Genomic DNA, 20,067 nt, shown 5'->3' on the forward strand with positions numbered 1-20,067 from the left:
TCCATCGGTGCATGAAGTTGACCGGGACCTCGGTTCGAACTTTAGAAGTCGGCGACGCCTGCGCGTTAGCCACCTTTGGCAGTGGCCGCCACGTCCGGCCCGGCGTAGTGGCTGCCGATTCGGGCTACCTGCGCGCCGCCGACGCGACCACCATTGCGCTCACCCCTAACGCTCTCTACGAGGCTCGTCGTGATCGAAACTGAACTGGAAGCTCTGAACTTTGCCGATGCGCCGAAGATGGTCTCGGCTGAATTCCCGGGACCCAAGGCCGCTGGCGCGCTCGCCCAGTCGGCGCGCACCGAGTCGATGGCGCGCGGCGGCGGCCGCATGCCCGTGGTCATGGACCGCGCCTTCGGCGTGACGTTCAAGGACCCCGACGGCAACACCTTCATCGACCTGTCGGCCGGCGTCGGCGTGAGCTGCGTGGGCCGCTGCCACCCGCGTGTGGTGGCGGCGATGCGCGAGCAATCGGAATTGCTGATGCACTCGATGGAGGTCAACAGCACCAAGCGGACCGAATTGGCCACCAAGCTCTCGGAGATCATGCCCGAGGGCCTGCGCGGCAACTGCATCACCTACTTTGCGCAAGGCGGCAGCGACGCGCTGGAAGCAGCAGTGAAGTTCGCGCGTCGCGTCACCGGCCGCCACCAGATCATCGCCTTCCACGGCGGCTACCACGGTGTGTGGCACGCCTCGGGCTCGCTGACCACGGGCACCGCCTACCGCAAGGGTTTCGGGCCCTTCATGGCCGGCGTGATCCATGCGCCGTATCCGTACGCATACCGCTTTCCGTTCGACACCACGCACAAGAGTGCGGAGCAGATTGCCGGCGAATACGTCGATTACCTGCTCAACACTCCCTACACCGCGGCCGACGACGTCGCCGCGGTGATCGTCGAGCCGGTACAGGGCGAGGGCGGCTATGTCCCACCGTCGCCGGAGTTCCTGCAGCTGCTGCGCAAGGCCTGCGACAAGAGCGGCGCGCTGCTGATCGTCGACGAAGTGCAGGCCGGCGCAGGGCGCACCGGCAAGATGTGGGCGGTGGAACACTCCGGCGTCCAGCCCGACATGCTGACCTTCGGCAAGGGCATCGGCGGCGACGTGCCGATGGCCGGCCTCGTGATGCGCGCCGACCTGGCCGCGAAGATTCCCGATGGTTCCGCGCCGAACACCTTCGCCGCCAACTCCGTGTCGGCCGCCGTTGCGCTGACCAACATCGCGATCCTGCAGGACCCGAAGCTCGACCTGCTGAACCGCGCGCACAAGCTGGGCCAGGAAGCGCAGGACTACATCCGCGCCTTCAACAGCCCTGTGGTGGGTGAAGTGCGCGGCAGGGGACTGATGATCGGCATCGAACTCGTGGAGGACAAGGCCACGAAGGAGCCGCTGAAGGGCGAGCGCCTGGGCCAGCTCATGGGCCACCTGACCAGCCACGGTGTTCTGATGATCCCGTGTGGCCGCTACACCAACGTGATGCGCGTGATGCCGTCGCTGACGATCCCGCGCAAGCTGATGTTCAAGGCACTGGACATCTTCGGCGAAGGCCTGGCCAAGCTCTGATCAGCTGCCTCCAAGCGCGTAGCACCGAAGCGCCTGGCAGACAACCAGAAGCTGTGGAGCTACAGCCAGGTGATCGTGGTCGAGCCTGGGGCGCGCCTGGTTGAGGTGGCTGGCACCGCTGGCGACGACGAGAGCGGCACCATGGTCTCGCCCGACATGCGCGCACAGATGGAGCGCAGCTTCGCCAACGTCGCGAGGAGCCATCGTGCGTCGCCTTCGCCTTGAGCGAAGTACTCGCCGCCGATGGGTGTCCTGGCCAAGATGCTGGTTCTGCATCGGCGAGGCCGTGCCGACGTCCAGCCTGGCGGCATCACGTTGAAGAAGCGGTAGACGGCTTCCGAAGGTCCCATCGAATCCACGCAGATGGGATGCAGGTCATCGGCCAGGTCGAGCGCCTCGTCGCTATCCATCGTCGGTTCAAGCGCCATGGCCATGGCTGCGGCTTTGGTGATCCAGTCCATCGTCGATCCTCCTGAGGATCAACGATTTTCTGCTCATCGCGCATGTGCGCTATCGCCTCGGCGAGGGCCCCCTTCGGCGGGAACCCGTTGGAGGGAGCGTTGCGGAGATCCCGACGCACGCGAGGTCGACTGCGATCCGCGAGCACTTCAACGTCTGATTGGAACTTGTCGATTGCAGTCAGTGTTCGCAGTGCAGCCGGCCGGCGAGACACCCGAGTTCGTCTCGCACGGTAAGAGATCTTGGCGGGTGAGTGAAGGGGTGCGAAGCTAGAGCGGTGCACATAGACGCTGTGCTTCAACTGGCAGGAGAAGATGATGTGGATGTTCATTGCGCGTGAGCCGAGCCCGGAAGCGCCCTACTGGCGTGGACGCCGCGCCATGGCCCTCGTGGACGCGTTGTTGTGGCCGCTCATCGGCGTCTTGTTGTTGCGTCACGCTGTCGGCTTTGCGACGGTGACGGGCAGCGTCATGTTGTGGGCGCTCGTTGGGCTTGCACTTCATCGCATGTCGAGGGCGTGGTGGGCGAACAGCCGCTACCACTTCACGACCTGGCGCTTGGCGAAGGTGATGCTGGCGTTGCTCGTCTTGGGGGCCATCCTCAAGATCATGATGACGAGCGCCGGGTAGGTCTGGAAGTCCACAGCTTCACTTTGGGGGCCGGCGCCCGTCGGCGACAAGCCAGTCACGAGCTCGGGCACTTGCTCGGGTTTTTATGCTTGGCAAGATCGCTTGTCAGTCGCTCAGGATGGCAATGATGTCCTGGCGGTCACCGAGCACGCGTACGACATCGAGGTGCTCGTCGCCTTCGAAGTACAGCCATTGCATCGGGAAACCGGTGACTCGCCAGGAACGCAGGCCCGGGATTTCGCACAACGCATCGAGACGAGGTGACCCCATGCTGGGCATGCGTTCGATCGGTTGGAGTGCTGCGATCGCCGCATCGAACATGCGTTCGGCAAGCTCGACACTGCCTTCTGATGCATAGTGCCTCGCGGCGAACGAGGTCCGCCTCCGCCCTCGGTCGCAGGTGGGCGCGCTTCAACGCAGCTTGCCCAGAGCCTGCTGCTTCAGTTGGGCGGTCCGCTGGGGGGTGAGCGCCTGGCCAGGGCCGGAATTCAGGCCTTCCTCGACAAGGTCGCGCAGCCGCCTCTTGGCCTGCTCCTCCTGATCGCGCCGGATCAGTTCACGCAGGTATTCGCTGGTGTTCCGGTACTGGCCGGAGCGTACGCGCTGGTCAACGTAGCTGCGCATTGCCTCGGGCAGAGCAAAGCTCATGGTGTTGGTGCTCATGATCAGAAGGTTCTCTCGCACTATCAATAGTTGTCAAGAGGGGTTTGGAGAGATGGGTCATCAGCGCGAGTGTGATCGCGATTGGCGTTCGCAGTGCAGGCGGGCCAGCGAGACATCCGAGTTCATCTCGCACGGTAAGAGATCTTGGCGGCTGAGTGAAGGGGTGCAAAGCTGCAGCGGTGCCCATGGACGCTGTGTTTCAACTGCACGAGACGATGATGTGGATATTCATTGCGCGTGAGCCGAGCCCGGAAGCGCCGTACTGGCGTGGACGCCGCGCCATGGCCCTCGTGAACGCGCTGTTGTGGACGGTCATCGGCGTCTTGTTGCTGCGTCACGCTGTCGGTATTGCGACGGTGATGGGAGGCGTCATGTTGTGGGCGCTCGTCGGGCTTGCACTTCAGCGGATGCCGCGGGGGTGGCTTGTGCGCCCGGAACAGTCGCGGCACCGCATGGGGTGCCTGGCACTTCTAGTCGATTTCTTGACTGAACCTAATTTCGTAATCAAATTCTTTAGGCATTCATCGAATTTGACAACTACTCCGAGGATCTAAGTGGCCGAGTGGATCGGATACCAATGAGGTTGGCCGAGCGCTACTTCATTGTCCTGGTCAAGTTTTTTCGGACACAGCGATAGGTTGATTGATTGCCGATTGCTGCTCGAAGGCATCGGGTGGCAAGTTGCCCAGTTTGGAGTGCAGCCGCACGCTGTTGTAGAAGCCCACGATGTGGTCGGCGATGTCGGTCATGGCCTCGGCGTGGTTGGCGTAGTCGCGCTGCCAGACCCGGTCCGTCTTGAGGCTCAGGAAGAAGCGCTCCATCACCGCGTTGTCCCAGCAGTTCCCCTTGCGGCTCATGCTGCCCACCAGTCCGTGACGAGCCAGCACAGCCTGATGCAGTGCGCTGGCGTATTGGCTGCCACGGTCGGAGTGAACAATCAATCCTGGCGCAGGTTGGCGCTGCGCGATAGCCAATTGCAGTGCCGCGCACACCAACTCGGCATGCATGCTTGGCGCCATCGCCCAGCCCACGACCTTGCGGGCGTACAGGTCCAGCACCACCGCCAGGTACAGCCAGCCACTGCGCGTGCGGATGTACGTGATGTCGCTCACCCAGGCCTGGTTGGGGCCACTCGGGTTGAAGCGTCGGGCCAGCACGTTGTCTGAAACCAGGAAGTTTGTGACCTGGTCAGCCGTGCGCCGTATCGATTCGGTATCAATCGATGTGGCGTGAATTTGCATCCTGTTGCATGGCGTCTCGCCGTGCCAACGCTGCACGTGGCTTTCGTCGGTTCGTCACAGTTTGATCAATTTCGCCCCATGTGGCGCCCCACACAATCGCGCCGGGGAAACGAGAGCGTCGCAAGTCGAACGACATGTACGCGCCGCACTTTGACGCATAGGAACTTCACGATGAGCATGCCAAACCAACGCCCTACACGCCCCACTGCGATAAGCGCACTGCTGTGCTCACTGGTGCTGTCTGCCTGCGGGGGAAGCAACGACTCGAGCGCCGCAGCGCCACCGGTCGCTTCTGCACCTGCACCTGCACCTGCACCGGCACCGGCACCGGCACCGGCACCCGCACCGGCACCCGCACCGGCACCCGCACCCGCACCCGCACCTGCACCTGCACCTGCACCCGCACCCGCACCCGCACCTGCACCTGCACCTGCACCTGCACCTGCACCGGCACCTGCACCTGCACCTGCACCTGCACCTGCACCTGCACCTGCACCTGCACCTGCACCTGCACCTGCACCTGCACCGGCACCGGCACCGGCACCGGCTGGCGGCACATGCACGCTGCCGTCGACGTACAACTGGACCTCGACTGGCCCCCTGGCGGAACCGAAGGCGGGGTGGGTATCGCTCAAGGACTTCACCAACGTCGTCTACAACGGACAGCATGTGGTCTATGCCACGACGCACAACACCATCGCCGGTGACAAGGGGGCCTGGGAGGCGACGACCTTCAGCCCCTTCACGAACTGGTCCGACATGGCCTCGGCCACCCAGCACAAACTGTCCTTCGCCGCCATCGCGCCGACGCTGTTCTACTTCGCCCCGAAGAACACCTGGGTGCTCGCCTACCAGTGGGGGGGGTGGCCGGACGCTTTCTCCTACCGCACCTCGAACGACCCCACCAACCCCAACGGCTGGGGCCCGCAGAAGCAGCTGTTCGCAGGCACCATCCCCGAGCCTGGGGCCCCCATCGACCAGACGCTCATCGCCGACGACAGAAACATGTACCTGTTCTTTGCCGACGACCGCGGCAGCATCTACCGCGCCAGCATGCCCATCGCCGACTTCCCGAGCAGCTTCGGTACGTCGTACACGAAGATCATGAGCGACACGGCGGCCAACCTGTTCGAGGCGGTTGAGGTCTACAAGGTCCAAGGTCAGAACCAGTACCTCATGATTGTCGAGGCGCAGGACTGGCGCGGCCGCTTCTTCCGCTCGTTCACGGCCACCAGCCTCGACGGCACGTGGACACCGCAGGCCGACACCCAGAGCAACCCCTTCGCCGGCAGTGCCAACAGCGGCAGCGGCGCGACGGCCTGGACCAAAGACATCAGCCACGGCGATGTGGTTCGCACCAACCCCGACCAGACCAAGACCATCGACCCCTGCAACCTGCAGTTCCTCTACCAGGGGCGCGACCCCAGAACCGACGGCATGGACTACGGCATCCTGCCCTACCGGCCGGGTGTGCTGACCCTGCAGCGCTAGTACGAGGGGAACCTGCCGCGTGACTCTGGCTGCAAGTACGAAGCCGTGCGCGACTGTCCAGACGGCCATTGCGTCGTCGGCGCGATCGAGCGGCAGGCGAGGGTGCTGGCCTCGTCTGCCACCGATGCGGAGAAGCTCAAGGCGCTCAAATACGTCGTGCACTTCGTGGCTGACGTGCACCAGCCATTGCATGCCGGCTACGCCGATGACAAAGGCGGCAACACGTACCAGGTGCAGGCCTTCGGACGCGGAACCAACTTGCATGCGCTGTGGGACAGCCGGCTCATCGAAAACTGGCCGGGTGGCGCTCAGGCTTTGCTGGCAGAACTGAAGGCAATGCCGAACAAGGTCGCCGATGCCGCACCAGCCCGGTGGGCTGAAGAGTCGTGCCGCGTCGTCGCCGCGGAGGGCTTCTACCCAACCGGGCACAAGATCGACGCGGACTACGCGAGGAGCGCAGCACCGGCGTTGAAAGAGCGTCTGTCGTCCGCGAGTCGACGGCTCGCAGCACTCCTCAATGGAGTGCTCGCGGCGCGCTAAAAGTACCCGGAAGAGTGATCACGACACCCCCCGTTGGCCGGCCGTCGCAGGAGGGATTTTCGGAGCCACCGTCCACAGGAAGAATTGCTTCACAAAAAAAACGGATGGAAGCAATGTTGGAGAACGAGTGGATTCGCGAGGCGGCTGGGGAAGTGTTGCGGTACTTCCCAATACATCCAGACGATGCTTCGGCGCTTGCCATGTGAAGAGGTTTAGAACCCGCGTCACATACTAGAGGGCTTGCGTCGCTACCCTGGCTACGGTAGGCTTGCGCGACACCGATGCACAACGCAGGGCAGTATTTGGTAGGGGTTTCGGGGCTTCATATCGAGCCCCGTCCGCTCCGCCAATAAAGACAACGGGTTAGCGCGAAAGTGCTAACCCGTTTTTCTTTGCATATTCCCAAAGTTGGAATATGGCTCAGGCTTCACAAGCTTCTGATGTGCGCTAAAAATCGCGACTGTTTCGCAGCAGACCCGCAGAGAGACGGCGCGAGTTCTAGTACTTCACGGGGCACCATCGCGTTTAGCGGATGAGGCGGCACTGCATCGCGGCGTCCCACATCCATTGGCCGGGCCTGCTCCGGCCCTTCTAGGAATCGTCCGCTCTCACGAGCCTTATCTCGTGTTGCTGCGGTGTCCAGAGGCGGGAGCCGGCAGCGTTCGCCGTTGAGTAACTACTCGAACGCCTCTTCAGCGAAGGATGTGGTCGATGTGTTCCTTGTGACGACCAGCCGCTGGATGATTCAGCATCAAAGCGAAGCGATGAAGCGATACACCGCCTGTTGCTCCGCCTCGTCGAGCTCTAAGAACCGCCTGCGCACGATCTCGGCTTCGCCGCCGTGGTCGAGTACCGCGTCGCGCAACGTGGCCGCACGACCGTCGTGCAGGAAGCGGTCCTTGAGGTGCAGGCCGATCAATGGGGCCGTGCGCCAATCGGCCCCGGTCGCATCGCCCTGCACGATCTTGTCGTCCAGGCTCGGCCCCATGTCGTGCAGCAGCAGGTCGGAGTAAACGGGCACCTCACCCGTGGCACCCCGCAATGTCGGCACATGGCACTTGGCACAGCCCACGGCATTGAAGAGCCGTGCCCCGTGCCCCACTGTCGCCAACCGGTCGGGGCTGGCGTGGACGCTGCCGAGCGGCAAGGTCGCTTCGGTTGCCATGGACGTGTGGCTCATCAGGACGAGGCCGTAGGCCACGCCGGTGGACAGCACCAGCGCGAACGCGCCTGCGCCGATCAGTTGCATCGCACCGCGCCCAAGCAGCTGCGCCAGCGGTGTGGTGAGTCCGAGTGCAATCATCACCATCAGAAACAAGAACTGGTCGCCTTGCAGGATGGCGGCGCGCACCTGCGGGTGCACGGTCACGACCGAGTTGAACAGCAGTACGCCCAGGAAGGCCACCACGAACCACGGCACGGGGATCCGGCGCCTTGTCTGCGCCGAGGCATCGACGCGGCGGCGTGTGCCCAGAACGAGCAGCAACGGAATCAGCATCACGACCTTGCTCAGCTTGACGAGCGTCGCCGTGTTCAGCGCCCCTTCGGAAACGGCGAACGAGGCACCGTACACCTGGGCAAGTTCGAAGATGCTGGCGCCCACCGCAACGCCGAACCCTCGTTCATCAAGCCCCGGCAGCCAGCCCTCCAGAAAGGCGATGGGGAGCAGCAGCAGCGCGACTGTCCCCGCGATCGTGATCAAGGCAATGGCGACGCCGGCATGGGGCTCGCGCTCCTTTTCCATCGACGCTACAGAAAGGATCGCGGCCGCCCCGCACACCGACGATCCGACGGCTACGAGCAACGCGAGATGCGGGTCAAGCTTGAAGAAGCGAATGGCCACCCAGCGCACAAGTACCAGCACCGTCACCAACTCAAGAGCCGCCACCGTGATCGGCACCAGCCCCAGGTCGCTCAACAACACCACCGTGATGCGAAAGCCGAGCAGGATCACGCCGAGGCGCAGCAGGTAGCGCTTCGTGAAGTCCAGCCCCGGACGCAACGACGCTGGACATCCAAACACAGCACCGAGTGCCAGGCCGAAGATCATCGCGACGAGCACCGGGTTGCGTGCCAGCGGGTCGCCCAGCCCACCGGCGATCCAGGCCGCGGCCATACCGCCTGCCGCGGCGATGGCGACGCCGGGCCAGCGACTGCGCAAGGAGAGGCCGATCTGCGGCAAGCGCAGCGTCGTGGTCATCGCCGTGCCCCATTGGCAGCCAGCGAGGCGGGCGGGACCGCGTCGAGCGTGCGGATGTACGCCGAGAGCGCCCGCACCATCGTCCCATCGTCCTTGGCGTCCGCAACAGGGTTCAGCCCCAACGCGCTTGTGATGCCCATCTCATGGCGCAGTGCTTCGGCCACCATGTCGTCGAGTCGCGCAATGTCGGCCTTCCAACCGTAGCGGCCGACACGCCGCGTGCCGTCCGCCGCGACGACACGGTGGACGCGGCCCTTGATCCCGTCGCCCTTGCTGACCGCCTCGGCTTCGATCGCGGCGTCGTCGATTTCGTCAAGGCGGCCCGCCACCGACAGCACCAGCGGCATTCGCAGCGACACGACGTTGGCCGCGCGTGGCATCCCGCCGATCGGACCATCGCGTTCGAGCAAGGAAGCGACGGCGTGCCGCTGCGCGAAGCTACTTGTTTGTCCGTCGACGCGAAGAATGCGTCCGCTACCTGGTTCCATGCGGGCCACGCGCCGCGCGAAGTGTTCTTCGAGTGAACTCGCGCCACCAGGCCCGGGGTGGCAAGCCACGCAAGAGGTGGCGTTGAAGCGTGGGCCCAGTCCGTTGGCCGGCGTGAAGGTGGTGGCGAAGAGGCGCGCACCGGCAGTCGTGGTGTTGGCGGGTGCCGTCGTCGTTGCGATGCGAGCGGGAGCGGCGAAGGTGCCGTCGGCATCGAAGGCGCTGGTCTCGAGCAGCACGCTGCCTGCACCGTCTGTCGCCTGGGCTGTCAGCCAGATGCGCTGCGCGTCCGCCGATACCGCGATGGAGCGCAAGCTATCGACGCCGACCGGGCGTCCGTCGGGCCACGCGATCACGGCGCGTGCCAGCACGGTGCCGTCCTGCCGCATGCGCAGCAGCGAACCATCGCCGCGGTTGACTACGTACAGGTCGGAGCCGCCCGCGAGCGTGGTGTGGCTCGCGAAGCGCGGGTTCGCGATTTCAGGGATGCAAGCAGCGAGGTCGGTGGGACGGTGAAGCCATGGCGATTGGATGTGGCTGGTGCGCGCCAGCTTGAAATGGCGCGTGTCGTCTGTGAGGTGCAGCACCGCAATGCGGTCGCGCCCACCGTCGACGACGAAGAGTGCGCGGTCCGGGTTCCATTTGAAGGCAATGCCGATGACGCCGGGGTCATCGTGGCCGACGTCGATGGTGCCGGGCGGTGCCAGCCCGTCGACACCGTCCTGAACGTGGACCTGCACGATCGCGCCGCTGCCGGTCACGACCGCGAACACGGCGAAGCCGCTGCCGTCGGGCGACGCGCCCAGGAGCGCCGTGCCCAAGGCACCGTTGTCCATGGAGCCGGGTGTGAGTTGGCCGCTTTGCTGCCGGTTCATCAGCGACGCGAACCACCCCGTGCGCACGGCTCGTGGCGTGCTCGATCGGCTGGTCTCAGTCCCGAAGAACACGCCGCCGGCGTCGTCGCTCGGCGCGTTGGCCAGCGGCGCTCCGTCAGGGTCGAGCACGCTCTCGCTCCCCGCGCCTCGCAGGCCGAGCGGCGCATTGGCGATCCAGGGGCGGCCGAAGGCGTTGTTGACCGAAACATAACGCGGCCCCGACACGCCTGCGAGTTCGGCCGTGCGTGCGCTGCCGTTGTGTTGCCGATTCATGAAACGCGAGGACTGCGCGCTGTAGAGCATCACGGCGGTGCCTTGGATGGGAGCCCTCGTTGCGAGATCTGCCGGTACCACGAGCGGATGCGCATCGCTGGCCGCCCGCGGGTCGATGGACAGCAACGCGCCAACCGCATGCGACGCGTTGCCGGGTGTCGCTCCGAAGTTGTCATCGACCGCGATCAGCAAGCGCTCAGGATCGAGCACGCGCCCGGCCTGCGTCTGGAGCAGGAACTCCGCGTTCGACGTGAAGGGCCCACCGCTGTGGAAGCGGCCGACCTGGCGGATACCGAAAGCTCGATGAAGCCCGGTCGCGATGACGCGCGTCTGAAGCGTCACCACGGGCGGGTGGTCTGGCGGCGTCGCGGCTGGTGCCACACCTGCGGCGAGCAGCGACGCGACTGTCAGCAGGTGAAGGCAGTTGAGCGAGTTCACGGGTGGTTCACTGCATCAGGCACGGTCACGACGACCGGCCACCATGAAGCCCGCCGGCTGGTTGGCGGTGACGCCGACGATCACCGCACGGATCGGGGAGGCAGCACGGGCAAGAGCGGTGCGCAGACGAACGGCCGCAAAGAGGCGAGGGCAGGGTGCGGGTACACATCGCGTCTCCTGAAGAAAGGGATGGAGCCCTGCATCTTCATGACGAGAGCTTCCTGTCTTCTGTAACGCGATGCTGAGGCAGATGCGGCCACTTTGGCGAAAATAAATTGACCGACGCCTTGCTTCCGTTTGGCCGCGCAAGGCAGCTGTGAAGATCAGGCGCGTCTTCTCGCAATCGCTCAAGAGCGAATCGACCGTGCCAAGCTGCGTCAGAATCAGCCATGCCCGACATCGTGATCCGAACCGCTGTGTGGCAGGACAAGACGGTCCTCTCCCGACTTCTCGAGCTATATCAGTACGACATGTCGGAGATCTGGCCTCAGGCGCTGAATGCCCATGGTGAGTACGGCTTCGCGGTGGACCGCTACCTTCGCAATCCACGCCTCCGCGCGTTCCTCTTCTTGGTCGACGGTGACTACGCCGGTTTCGGCTTGGTCGACCCGGATGTCAGCTTGCCAGGGAACGATTCTGGATGGGCCAGTTCTTCGTCATGAAGCGCTATAGCCGAGTTGGCGTCGGTACCCAGGGCGCCTGCGCCATCTTCGATCAGTTCCGAGGGAAGTGGGAAATCGGCCAAATGCCGCTCAACTATCCAGCTCAGGCCTTTTGGCGCCGCACGATCAGCGAGTACACGAATGGCAATTTCGTCGAGCACGAGCTTCACGACGATCGGTGGGACGGTTTTCTTCAGTGCTTCGACAACAGCGTGATCGAGGGCGTGTGACCGGGTGACGACACTCGCCATCGGCGAGCGCAAAGCGCAACAATGGGATGGACGAGTTGACGGCTGGCCGAGCACGTCCCGTCCTCTGAATCTGCATCCCCGGTCAAGGCGAACTCGATCTTTCTTGCACAGCCGCAGCGGGCGCGCCACCGGGCGGCTCGTTCGCCCAGCTCAGTCGGCGAACCTCGGCATTGAGTTGCTCGCGTCCTCGCCAAGCATGACACGCCAGTCGGATGTCCATTTCAAGCGTTCGGCAACGTTCGTATGGAGGGGAGGGGTTGCTGACCGCTTCCTCATTGTGCAAACCCCATCGAAAGGACGACCATGCTGGCAGCGATCTCCATCATCACCGGTGTCTGCGCCGGGACACTCGCACTTATCCAGGCACAGAAGCAGCCCCAGAAGGCGCGGCAGTTGCGCATGCTGAGCCTCGTTCCGTTCGCCATGGCCGGACTGATGGCTGTGGTGTTCTTCGTTTGAAGACGCGGCTCAGCCTCAGCGGCGACGTCAGAGTAGGCTTCGGGAGGCGACGTGGTGCCGATCTACTCGGCATTGACGGAGATCGTCTCTTCGTACGGTGCTTCAGCACCTACACCTTCGCCCCCGACGAAGTGGTCTCCATCGAGCGCCGAGAGCCGCTCTGGCTCGACGCAGGCGTGCGCATCGTGCACAACCGGGCAGACTATCCACGCGAGATGACCTTCTCCTGTGGCGGCGGCAGCGACGAGGTCTTCGCACTTCTCGAACGAACCGGATTTGTGCCGCGGGGAACCGGTCCGGTAGGGCGTTCGAGCCTACGTCCCGCGGCTCGCTTCCTCATGGCTGCGATAGCCATCCACGCAGTTGCCCTGGTGCTAATCCGGCTGTTGCGATGAGAAAGCGGTCATGGAGAGCGGCCGGGGTCTTGCCGTAGATGTCTTGATTCCCATGGTTTTCTTGTACTAGTAAGTACAGATGCTGCCTTTGGCAGATGTAGCCACCAGTCTTCGTGGAAGGACCTTTCATGCGTACGCACAAGCCGTTCCGGATCCTCCTGATAGGCGTAGCGCTCTTCGCCTTTGGGGTCGCCTCGGCGGCTCCTGCCGAGAATCAGGCACCTCCGCGCACTGACGGCAGCGGCCTGCTCGAACGCGGCAAGTACATGGTCGTGACGGGGCACTGCAACAACTGCCACACCGAGGGCTATGCCGCCAAATCGGGCGAAGTTCCCGAGGCGAAATGGCTTCAGGGCAACTCGGTGGGGTGGCGCAGCAAGGCCGGTACGGTGTACGCGCCCAACCTGCGGCTGTACGTTCAATCCATGCCCTTGGAGGCGTGGCTGGTCGCCGCAAGAAACTCGCGGCCACGTGCACCCATGCCGTGGTGGAGCTTCCGCGAGACGTCCGATGAAGATCTGGTCGCGATGTACACGTACATCGCCTCGTTGAAGCCGCTTGGCTTGCCCGCGCCGCCATTTCTTCCGCCCGACCAAGCCCCGACGCCACCGTACAACCTGCTCCCCGACCTGAGCTTCGCACGCTGACGGCTTGCCGCATCGGTGTCGTTGACAGGTGGATAAACGGCGCTTGTGCGTCAGCGCGCAGGGGAGAGCGGGGCAGCCAAGCCTTGGGCCTTGGTCAGTGCCAAGCGGACTTTCGCGGTCGCCGGGCTGTGTGGATCGTATTGAGCCAGGTGCAGCGCGAGCGCCTTTTCAAGCACCGGCAGCGCCTCGGCAGCCCGGTTTTCGCGCAACAGCGCGTCGCCGCGCACGGCGGTCAGCCGAGCTTCGGCATCGCGCTCGAAACGACGCTCTGGGAGCCGTTCGAGTGCAGTCAATCCTTCGGTCGCCACGGTGCGCGCGTCAGCATTGCGGCCTGCGGCCAGCAGGAGTTGCGCTTCCTCCGCCTGCCGGCGCAGCCGCACCTGCGCGGTGTCGGTTTCGCCAGCCTTCTGAGCGTTGTCTCTAAAGTCCTGCAGTGCCTGTTCGGGCCGCCCCGCGGCCACCAGGTAACGGCGGTGCACCGCGCGTACCGCGTCGATGACACGTGAACCTGCACGGCTCGTGGTTGCGAGCGCCTGTTCGATGTCGGCTTTCGCTTCGTTCAATCGTCCGAGCGAGACGAGTGCATCCGCATGTGCGGCAAGCAACGGCCCCATGCGGTCGGTTGAACCTTGCGGCAGCAGCATGCGCGCTTCCTCGAGCAGCGTCAGCCCTCGTTCGGCGTCGCCATACGCGACCAGGGTACGGCCGTAGTTCAGCATGACCACCGACGGCAAGTCGCCGAACTCGTGGTCGGGCGGGAGCCCGCGGGCCCAGGTGACGTCAGCGCCGGCAGAGTCCAGCGCCTCACGCAGAAGCCGGTTCTCGTACTGGAAGCGCGTCAGCTTGAGACGAGAGACGTGCAAGTTTCGCGGATCGCCTACGCGCTCGCCCAGCGCGATGGCTTGGGCGAACGTGGCGCTAGCGGCTTCGATCTGGCCAAGTTCGTCCTGTACCTCGCCGAGCGAAGCGAGCACATTGGGCAGCACGCCGGTGTTGCCTTGCCGGCGAATCCATTCAACGGCATCGACCAGCGCAAGGCGTGCCTCCGAGAGATGCCCTGCCTTCCGAGCGTTCTCGGCCAAGTTGTAGAGCACATCCACTCCATCCGTCGACATGCCCAGCGCTCGTGCGATTTTCGCTGCTCGTCGCGCTCGCTCGAGCCCCTGCGGCGGATCGGCGTTGAAGTACACATGAGACAGGCTGCTGTCGATCATCATCCGGGCATGGTCGTCATCGTTGCGACGGCCGCGCGCAACAGCATCGGCCTGTAGCAAGGTTGCCAGCGCTTGGTCCCGCTGGCCCATGTCATCGAGGGACAGACCGATCTCAACTGCCGCACCGAGGGCCGTGTCGCTGCGTGCACCGTAGAGCCGCGTGGCCAGTTCAAGGCTGCGGCGCTGGAGTGCAAGGCTGCGCTCGTTCAATGCCATGCCGGCGTACATCGCCGCCAGCTGGTTGTAGAGCCGCAGTTGCGCCTCAGGTGCCGATGCCAGCTCTCGGTCAATACGCTCCGCGCCGCGATCCAGCAGTTCGCGCGCGGTGGTGGCGCGTGCCGCCACAGGATCAGCCTGATCGCCGGAGTTGGCGTTGAACACCGACTCGATGAAGCCCTGCACCGCCTCCGCCGTAGCGGCCGCACGCTGCGCCTCGCGCGCCTGCCACAGCGCAACCGCCGTGCCGGCGACGAGCGCCACTGCCACCGCGCTGGCGGCGGCCACCTGAAGCCGATAACGCCCGATGAACTTCATCGCCCGATAGCCCCAGCCGTCCGGCCGCGCCTCGACCGGAGCTCCGTCCAGGAAGCGCTGCAGATCGTGCGTGAAGGCCTCCATCGTGGGGTAGCGGTCGCCTGCGACCTTCTTCAAAGCCTTGTTGAGGATCGAATCGAGATCACCGCGAAGTTCGCGTGCCATGCGTGGCTCAGATGCGCTGTCGCTGGCCAGCGGCGGTTCGACGGTCGCAATCGCTTCCTCCAGTTCGGCCGCGCTGGCTCGCTTCAGCCGGTAGGGTCGCGCACCCGTCAGCACCTCGTAGGCGACGACGGCCATGCTGTAGATGTCGCTCGCCGTGCCCAGCGGCTCGCCGCGAATCTGCTCGGGGCTGGCGTAGTCGGGTGTGAGTGCGCGGCCGCCGAGTTCGGTCAGCGCGGTCTCGCGGGTGCGATCGCCCTCCAGCAGTTTGGCGATGCCGAAGTCGAGCAACTTCACCTGCGCGTCCTTGGTGACCAGGATGTTGCTCGGCTTCAGGTCACGATGCACGACGAGCCGTGCATGCGCATGTGCCACTGCGGCCATGACCTGCTGCAACAGAACGACGCGGTCGCGCACGCTCAGCACATTCGCGCGGCAATACGCGTCGATGGGTTCGCCTTCAACGTATTCCATCGCCAGGAACGGGCGCCCTTGCGCATCGACGCCGGCGTCGTACAGCCGCGCGATATGCTCGTGTTCGAGCGTGGCCAGAATTTCGCGTTCGCGCGCCAGGCGATCGACAAAGGCATCACCCCAGATGATCCGCGGAAGCTTCAGCGCCACACGGCGCTTCATCATGGCGTCCGCACGCTCGGCGAGCCACACCGTGCCCATGCCCCCGCGCCCGATCTCGGAGATCAACCGGTACACGCCGACATGGCTCCCTTCCACCAAGGCATGAGGCGGCGCCCGCGCCGCGTCGATGTTCAGCCGAGGTATCTCTTGCAGAAAATCGTCGGTCTCGATCTCTGCCTGCTGCGCCAACAGCGTGCGCAGCGCCTCGCGGTGTGCGCCGCGCTCGCCAGCCAGACCGTCCAGCCAGGTTGCGTGCTCAGAGGGCGGCAGGTTGAGCGCCTCGTCCAGCAGGGCGTTGATTGCAGGCCAATCGGCTGCAAATTTCAGGAGTGGTGACACGCTGAGGCTCCCTCAAGGCCGGTCATCGGCCGTGCACCACGTGCGATAGCAGCAGTCGTGCCTTGTCCCAGTGGCAAAGCCCCGCGGTCTCCGTTCGTGCGCGTCCGATCATCAGCGTCACTGCCCCCATGCCGTTGCTCCGTCCACATCAAGCCTTGGAACGACGATGGTATCTGGAGCATTTCGTGGTCGTGATTGGTCGCCGCGCACAGGCGCCGCAGATGTCGGGTCATTGCTTGCTGTCAGCATGGCATCGATCAACCCATCCATCGTGGTCCCTTGTCAGCGAGACATCGCGCGTCCTAAAAGGTTGAACGAGATGCGCGGGCAAGGAAGGACATTCTTAGGCAGAAGATTGTTGTAGCTCCGTGTCCAGGATGAGATGGTCAGCACGTTCAACTTCAGGAGACCACCATGGAGTTGAACTGTGTTCTACCGCCTTGTTCTATCGACCTCTCGTCATCTGACGACCCTGGTCGTGCTTGCAGCCGTGGCCGCGTGCGGCGGCGGTTCGTCTCCACCCGAGGCGCCTCCCGCGAATGGGGAGCCGCCTGTGGTGACGCCTGTCAGCAATCCAACCGCGGCATTCGCGGCGCCTGCCACGGCGACGGTGCAGACGCCGATTGCCTTTGATGCCTCCGGCTCGACATCGGCTGACGGCAGTTCGCTGCAGTACGTCTGGGACTTCGGCGATGGCGTGCGAGGCGGGGGCGTCAAGATTGCCCATGCCTTTGCCGCAGCGGGGTCGCGCAGCGTCACGCTGACAGTCATCGATGCGAGCGGCCGTCAGGGTCAAGTCACGCGTGGCGTGGACGTGACCACAGCGGCGGCTTCTGCCGGTACGGTCGTCGTACACGCGGCCGTCGTCGATGCCGATGGCGCGGCGCTCTCGGGGGTGGTCATCGGCAAGCCGGGCTCCGCGACGCCATTGGCCACGACCGATTCCGCAGGTCTTGCCGACGTCACGCTCGACAAGGGACCACTGCTCGTGCTGCGCCTGACCAAGTCAGGCTATGCCGACCAGACCAGCACGGTACAACTGCCAGCCACGGCCGCCACCGATACACGCATCACCACAGTGATGCGGCCACGTGACGAGGCCGAGACACTGGCCGACGCCCATGCGGGCGGATCGTTGACCGGTCGGGCCGGTGCGACGATCACCTTGCCCGCCGACGCGCTCGTCACCGCCGGCGGCGCGCTCGCGACGGGGGCCGTGCCGATCTCGATGACCACCGTGGATCCCACGCTGCCAGGCGGTGGCGGCTTCCCGGGCCGCTTCGATGGTGTGACGCCCGATGGCGCAACGACGCCCATCGTGAGCTTCGGCACGGTCGAGTTCGTGCTCGGCGACGATGCCAACCGCTTGCAGCTGGCGCCCGGCAAGACCGCGACCATCGAACTGCCCGTAATGGCCAACCGCAAGCTCGACGGGAGCGCTGTCGTGGCAGGCGACACCTTGCCGCTGTGGTCGCTCGACGAGACCACCGGCGTGTGGATCCAGGAAGGCACCGGAACCATCGTCGCCAATGCAGGTGCTGCATCGGGCCTCGCCATGCGTGCGCTCGTCTCGCACTTCAGCTGGTGGAACACCGACCTGGGTTTCGAGCCGTACGGCCCGAAGCCGAAGTGCGAGTACGACGACGACATCATCGGCCTGCCCGAGGCACGCGACTATTTCAATACCGCGACGATCTGCAACATGCTCGCCGAGATCGATCGCACGCTGGGCGGCAATGCCACCGTGAATCGCGTTAGGCCTCTGGCGGCCACGCCCACCACGTCGACCTATCCCGGGTTCTCGCGCAGGGCGTTCATTCCGATCACCGGCGGCACAGTGATCCCGGTGCCGGCCAACAACAACGTGTCGCTGATTGCCACCGCGTTGAACGGGACCTGGGCCGGCACCAAAATCATCAACGGTCCGGTCGGCCAGCAAGACGACGTCATCATCAAGATGCGCCCCGTCCAGGGCGTTGGCTCGGCCACGGAGGCGCTCACGCTGCCAGTCACCAACCTCGTGCGGTCCATCGCCGCGGGTCAGACAGGGCGCTTCTCCTTCAAGGCAACGGAGTTGCAGTTTGCGCGCTTCACCGTGTCTGGCGTGCCCGGTACCAATGTCAGCGGCATCGTGCGTCTGCTGCAAGGGACGACCGTGCTGGCCAGCGCGCCGTTCGCCAGCACGACCGGCAGCACGCAGGTGGGCAGCATTCTCCTGGGGTTGCCCGGCGCGGGCAGCTACCTGCTCGAGGTCATCGTCGACCAGCCGGCGGGTGTGACGATCAACGGCGAACTGCTCGGTGGCGTGAACAATGAAACGATCGCGTTGCCGGCCGATGTGACGCGTGACGTGGCCCAGTACCAGACGTATCGGGCGGGCTTCGATTTGGCCGTGCCGACCACGGTGCACATCGCGGCCAAGGTGAACGTGTTCAACCCCAAGGGCGAGATGCGCCTGGCGGGGCTGGACGGCAGCGTTCTCTGGTCGAGAAGCAAGGTCAGCAGTTCTCACCCCGAGATCGCAGACCTCGCATTGCCCGCGGGTCATTACGTGTTCACTTACGGCCGGGCGGACGTCACGCCGAGCACGCTTCGGCTCACCAGCGAAGCCATCGACTGGACGCGGGTCACCGACGAGATTGCGGTCGACGACACCTTCTCGCTCGTCGACCTCGTGGCCGACCGAAACGGCCAACCGGTCGTGGGCGTAAGGCGCCAAGTGCTTGTGAACCAGATCTACTCGTCCACCCTGCAACTGCGCCGCTTCAACGGCACCGCCTGGGAGGATGTCGGCGGAACAATCACGACCTCGCCGCTCGGCTGCGGCAACCACACAACGAGCATCGCGTTCGACGGCACGAACACGCCGACGATCGTCTATGCAACCCGCACTGCGGCCGACGCCTACTCCGTCACGGCACGCCGTTTGGTTGGCGGCGTGTGGCAGGCGATCGGGCCGAACGAAGGCGTGCTGCCGCAGTCGACCGACTCGTGCACCGACGCCCAATCCCCGCGCGTGGTCATTGACGCGGCGGACCGGCCGATCGTCGCGTATCACGGCACCGCGACCATCCGCATCCAGCGCTTCGACGGCACGGCCTGGAGCAAGCTCGCCGCGAACGCGCAGGACTCGTTCGCAGTCAACTACAGCGCGCACGACCTGGCGCTGGACCCGGCCGGTACGCTGTGGTTCGTGTTGAAGGGCAACGCTGTCAACGCCGACTCGACCGTTGTGCGTCGATTCGATGCGACCAGCGGCACCTGGCAGACCGTCGGGTCGAATGGCGGCGTGTTGCCGGAGTCGAACACGCTGGGCTTCAGCACGTTCCGGATCGCATTCGACACGACAGGCAAGCCCGTGATCGGCGGAACGATCGCAGTGCTGAACGCCGAGCGAACCGCCACCAGCGGCGGCACCGCTGTCTATCGCTTCGATAGTAGCAACTGGCTCACGACTGGCGGCTATCAGCTACCCGGCAGCATGTTCAACACGGCCGGTCTCGCAGGCTTTGCCATGCTCGGCAACGACGCGTTGATGACGTGGTTGAACCAGAACAGTTCGAACACCGCCGCCGTTGTCCAGCGCAACACGTCGGGCTGGTCCGGCTTCGGCACCGGCGTGGACGGCACGCTCGCGGCCTACACCGCGCACGGAGTGACACCGGCGCGGAACCTGACTGACGGCCGCCTGCTGGTGGTCGACGGCGAGATTTACATGGCGGCGATCGTGCCGGCGCTGTCCAACGTGGCTGGCGGACTCAACAACACCTTCAGCATCGTGTTGCTGAAGAAGACGCCTTGAGGATTTGCTGCAACTCGACCTCGCCGCCGGTCCCGCTGAGGGCCTCGTCGGCAAGGTCCGATAAGGCGGCAGCCACACCGCAGGCATCCATTGCAGAAGCCGCGATGCTTG

General features: G+C 64.8%; 18 protein-coding genes and 1 pseudogene. 11 read left to right on the top strand and 8 right to left on the bottom strand.

Annotated features, from left to right (window positions below; translation table 11 throughout):
• The first annotated feature begins 11 nt into the window (after positions 1–11).
• The gene (locus AC1DYS_RS11200; protein WP_477898964.1) at positions 12–203 is read left to right on the top strand and encodes a hypothetical protein; all 192 of its coding nucleotides are present in this window, start codon (positions 12–14) and stop codon (positions 201–203) included.
• Positions 190–1,560: an aspartate aminotransferase family protein gene (locus tag AC1DYS_RS11205; protein WP_477898966.1), complete on the top strand. Its 1,371-nt coding sequence runs from the start codon at positions 190–192 to the stop codon at positions 1,558–1,560. The genes AC1DYS_RS11200 and AC1DYS_RS11205 overlap by 14 nt, the downstream gene beginning before the upstream one ends.
• Before the next feature lie 59 nt (positions 1,561–1,619).
• On the opposite strand, the gene AC1DYS_RS11210 is transcribed toward AC1DYS_RS11205, so the two are convergent.
• On the bottom strand, positions 1,620–2,021 hold the full coding sequence (locus tag AC1DYS_RS11210) for a hypothetical protein (protein ID WP_477898968.1): 402 nt from the start codon (positions 2,019–2,021) through the stop codon (positions 1,620–1,622).
• 315 nt (positions 2,022–2,336) lie between these two features.
• Here AC1DYS_RS11210 and AC1DYS_RS11215 point away from each other — a divergent pair, with 315 nt between their 5' ends.
• Positions 2,337–2,648: a hypothetical protein gene (locus tag AC1DYS_RS11215; protein ID WP_477898970.1), complete on the top strand. Its 312-nt coding sequence runs from the start codon at positions 2,337–2,339 to the stop codon at positions 2,646–2,648.
• 105 nt (positions 2,649–2,753) lie between these two features.
• Here the strand turns inward: AC1DYS_RS11215 and AC1DYS_RS11220 are convergent, their stop codons facing one another.
• Both AC1DYS_RS11220 and AC1DYS_RS11225 read right to left on the bottom strand, forming a co-directional pair.
• Positions 2,754–2,918 carry a hypothetical protein gene (locus AC1DYS_RS11220; protein ID WP_477898972.1) on the bottom strand — a complete coding sequence of 55 codons (165 nt, stop codon included), beginning with the start codon at positions 2,916–2,918 and terminating at the stop codon, positions 2,754–2,756.
• Between the two features lie 141 nt (positions 2,919–3,059).
• Positions 3,060–3,311, bottom strand: coding sequence for a type II toxin-antitoxin system ParD family antitoxin (locus tag AC1DYS_RS11225; protein WP_477898974.1), 252 nt, complete (start codon positions 3,309–3,311; stop codon positions 3,060–3,062).
• Between the two features lie 185 nt (positions 3,312–3,496).
• Between AC1DYS_RS11225 and AC1DYS_RS11230 the strand changes: the two genes are divergently transcribed.
• On the top strand, positions 3,497–3,865 hold the full coding sequence (locus AC1DYS_RS11230) for a hypothetical protein (RefSeq protein WP_477898976.1): 369 nt from the start codon (positions 3,497–3,499) through the stop codon (positions 3,863–3,865).
• 57 nt (positions 3,866–3,922) lie between these two features.
• Here the strand turns inward: AC1DYS_RS11230 and AC1DYS_RS11235 are convergent.
• Both AC1DYS_RS11235 and AC1DYS_RS11240 read right to left on the bottom strand, forming a co-directional pair.
• Positions 3,923–4,480 (bottom strand): annotated as a pseudogene (locus tag AC1DYS_RS11235) (IS3 family transposase); the annotation flags it as partial.
• Positions 4,481–4,745: 265 nt separating this feature from the next.
• Positions 4,746–5,111, bottom strand: a complete 366-nt coding sequence (locus tag AC1DYS_RS11240) for a hypothetical protein (protein ID WP_477899648.1) — start codon at positions 5,109–5,111, stop codon at positions 4,746–4,748.
• Positions 5,112–5,116: 5 nt separating this feature from the next.
• Between AC1DYS_RS11240 and AC1DYS_RS11245 the strand changes: the two genes are divergently transcribed.
• On the top strand, positions 5,117–6,043 hold the full coding sequence (locus AC1DYS_RS11245; RefSeq protein WP_490363531.1) for a glycoside hydrolase family 62 protein: 927 nt from the start codon (positions 5,117–5,119) through the stop codon (positions 6,041–6,043).
• A 45-nt stretch (positions 6,044–6,088) separates the two neighbouring features.
• Entirely contained in the window at positions 6,089–6,583 is a 495-nt protein-coding gene (locus AC1DYS_RS11250; RefSeq protein WP_477898978.1) for a S1/P1 nuclease, read from the top strand.
• Positions 6,584–7,334: 751 nt separating this feature from the next.
• Here AC1DYS_RS11250 and AC1DYS_RS11255 read toward each other — a convergent pair.
• On the bottom strand, positions 7,335–8,645 hold the full coding sequence (locus AC1DYS_RS11255) for a YeiH family protein (protein ID WP_477898980.1): 1,311 nt from the start codon (positions 8,643–8,645) through the stop codon (positions 7,335–7,337).
• Between the two features lie 134 nt (positions 8,646–8,779).
• Positions 8,780–10,855 carry a hypothetical protein gene (locus tag AC1DYS_RS11260; RefSeq protein ID WP_477898982.1) on the bottom strand — a complete coding sequence of 692 codons (2,076 nt, stop codon included), beginning with the start codon at positions 10,853–10,855 and terminating at the stop codon, positions 8,780–8,782.
• Between the two features lie 389 nt (positions 10,856–11,244).
• Between AC1DYS_RS11260 and AC1DYS_RS11265 the strand changes: the two genes are divergently transcribed.
• The 4 genes from AC1DYS_RS11265 to AC1DYS_RS11280 all read left to right on the top strand — a co-directional run bounded on the left by AC1DYS_RS11265 (position 11,245) and on the right by AC1DYS_RS11280 (position 13,269).
• Complete coding sequence (locus tag AC1DYS_RS11265) at positions 11,245–11,517, top strand: hypothetical protein (RefSeq protein WP_477898984.1); 273 nt, start codon at positions 11,245–11,247, stop codon at positions 11,515–11,517.
• Complete coding sequence (locus AC1DYS_RS11270) at positions 11,496–11,747, top strand: hypothetical protein (RefSeq protein ID WP_477898986.1); 252 nt, start codon at positions 11,496–11,498, stop codon at positions 11,745–11,747. The genes AC1DYS_RS11265 and AC1DYS_RS11270 overlap by 22 nt, the downstream gene beginning before the upstream one ends.
• 324 nt (positions 11,748–12,071) lie before the next feature.
• The gene (locus AC1DYS_RS11275; RefSeq protein WP_477898988.1) at positions 12,072–12,227 is read left to right on the top strand and encodes a hypothetical protein; all 156 of its coding nucleotides are present in this window, start codon (positions 12,072–12,074) and stop codon (positions 12,225–12,227) included.
• Positions 12,228–12,750: 523 nt separating this feature from the next.
• Positions 12,751–13,269, top strand: a complete 519-nt coding sequence (locus tag AC1DYS_RS11280) for a hypothetical protein (RefSeq protein WP_477898990.1) — start codon at positions 12,751–12,753, stop codon at positions 13,267–13,269.
• A gap of 50 nt (positions 13,270–13,319) precedes the next feature.
• Here the strand turns inward: AC1DYS_RS11280 and AC1DYS_RS11285 are convergent, their stop codons facing one another.
• Complete coding sequence (locus AC1DYS_RS11285) at positions 13,320–16,154, bottom strand: serine/threonine-protein kinase (protein WP_477898992.1); 2,835 nt, start codon at positions 16,152–16,154, stop codon at positions 13,320–13,322.
• A gap of 556 nt (positions 16,155–16,710) precedes the next feature.
• Here AC1DYS_RS11285 and AC1DYS_RS11290 point away from each other — a divergent pair.
• Positions 16,711–19,956, top strand: coding sequence for a PKD domain-containing protein (locus AC1DYS_RS11290; RefSeq protein ID WP_477898994.1), 3,246 nt, complete (start codon positions 16,711–16,713; stop codon positions 19,954–19,956).
• Positions 19,957–20,067 lie beyond the last annotated feature (111 nt).

This window comes from Rhizobacter sp. P2_G4 (genome assembly GCF_056403575.1).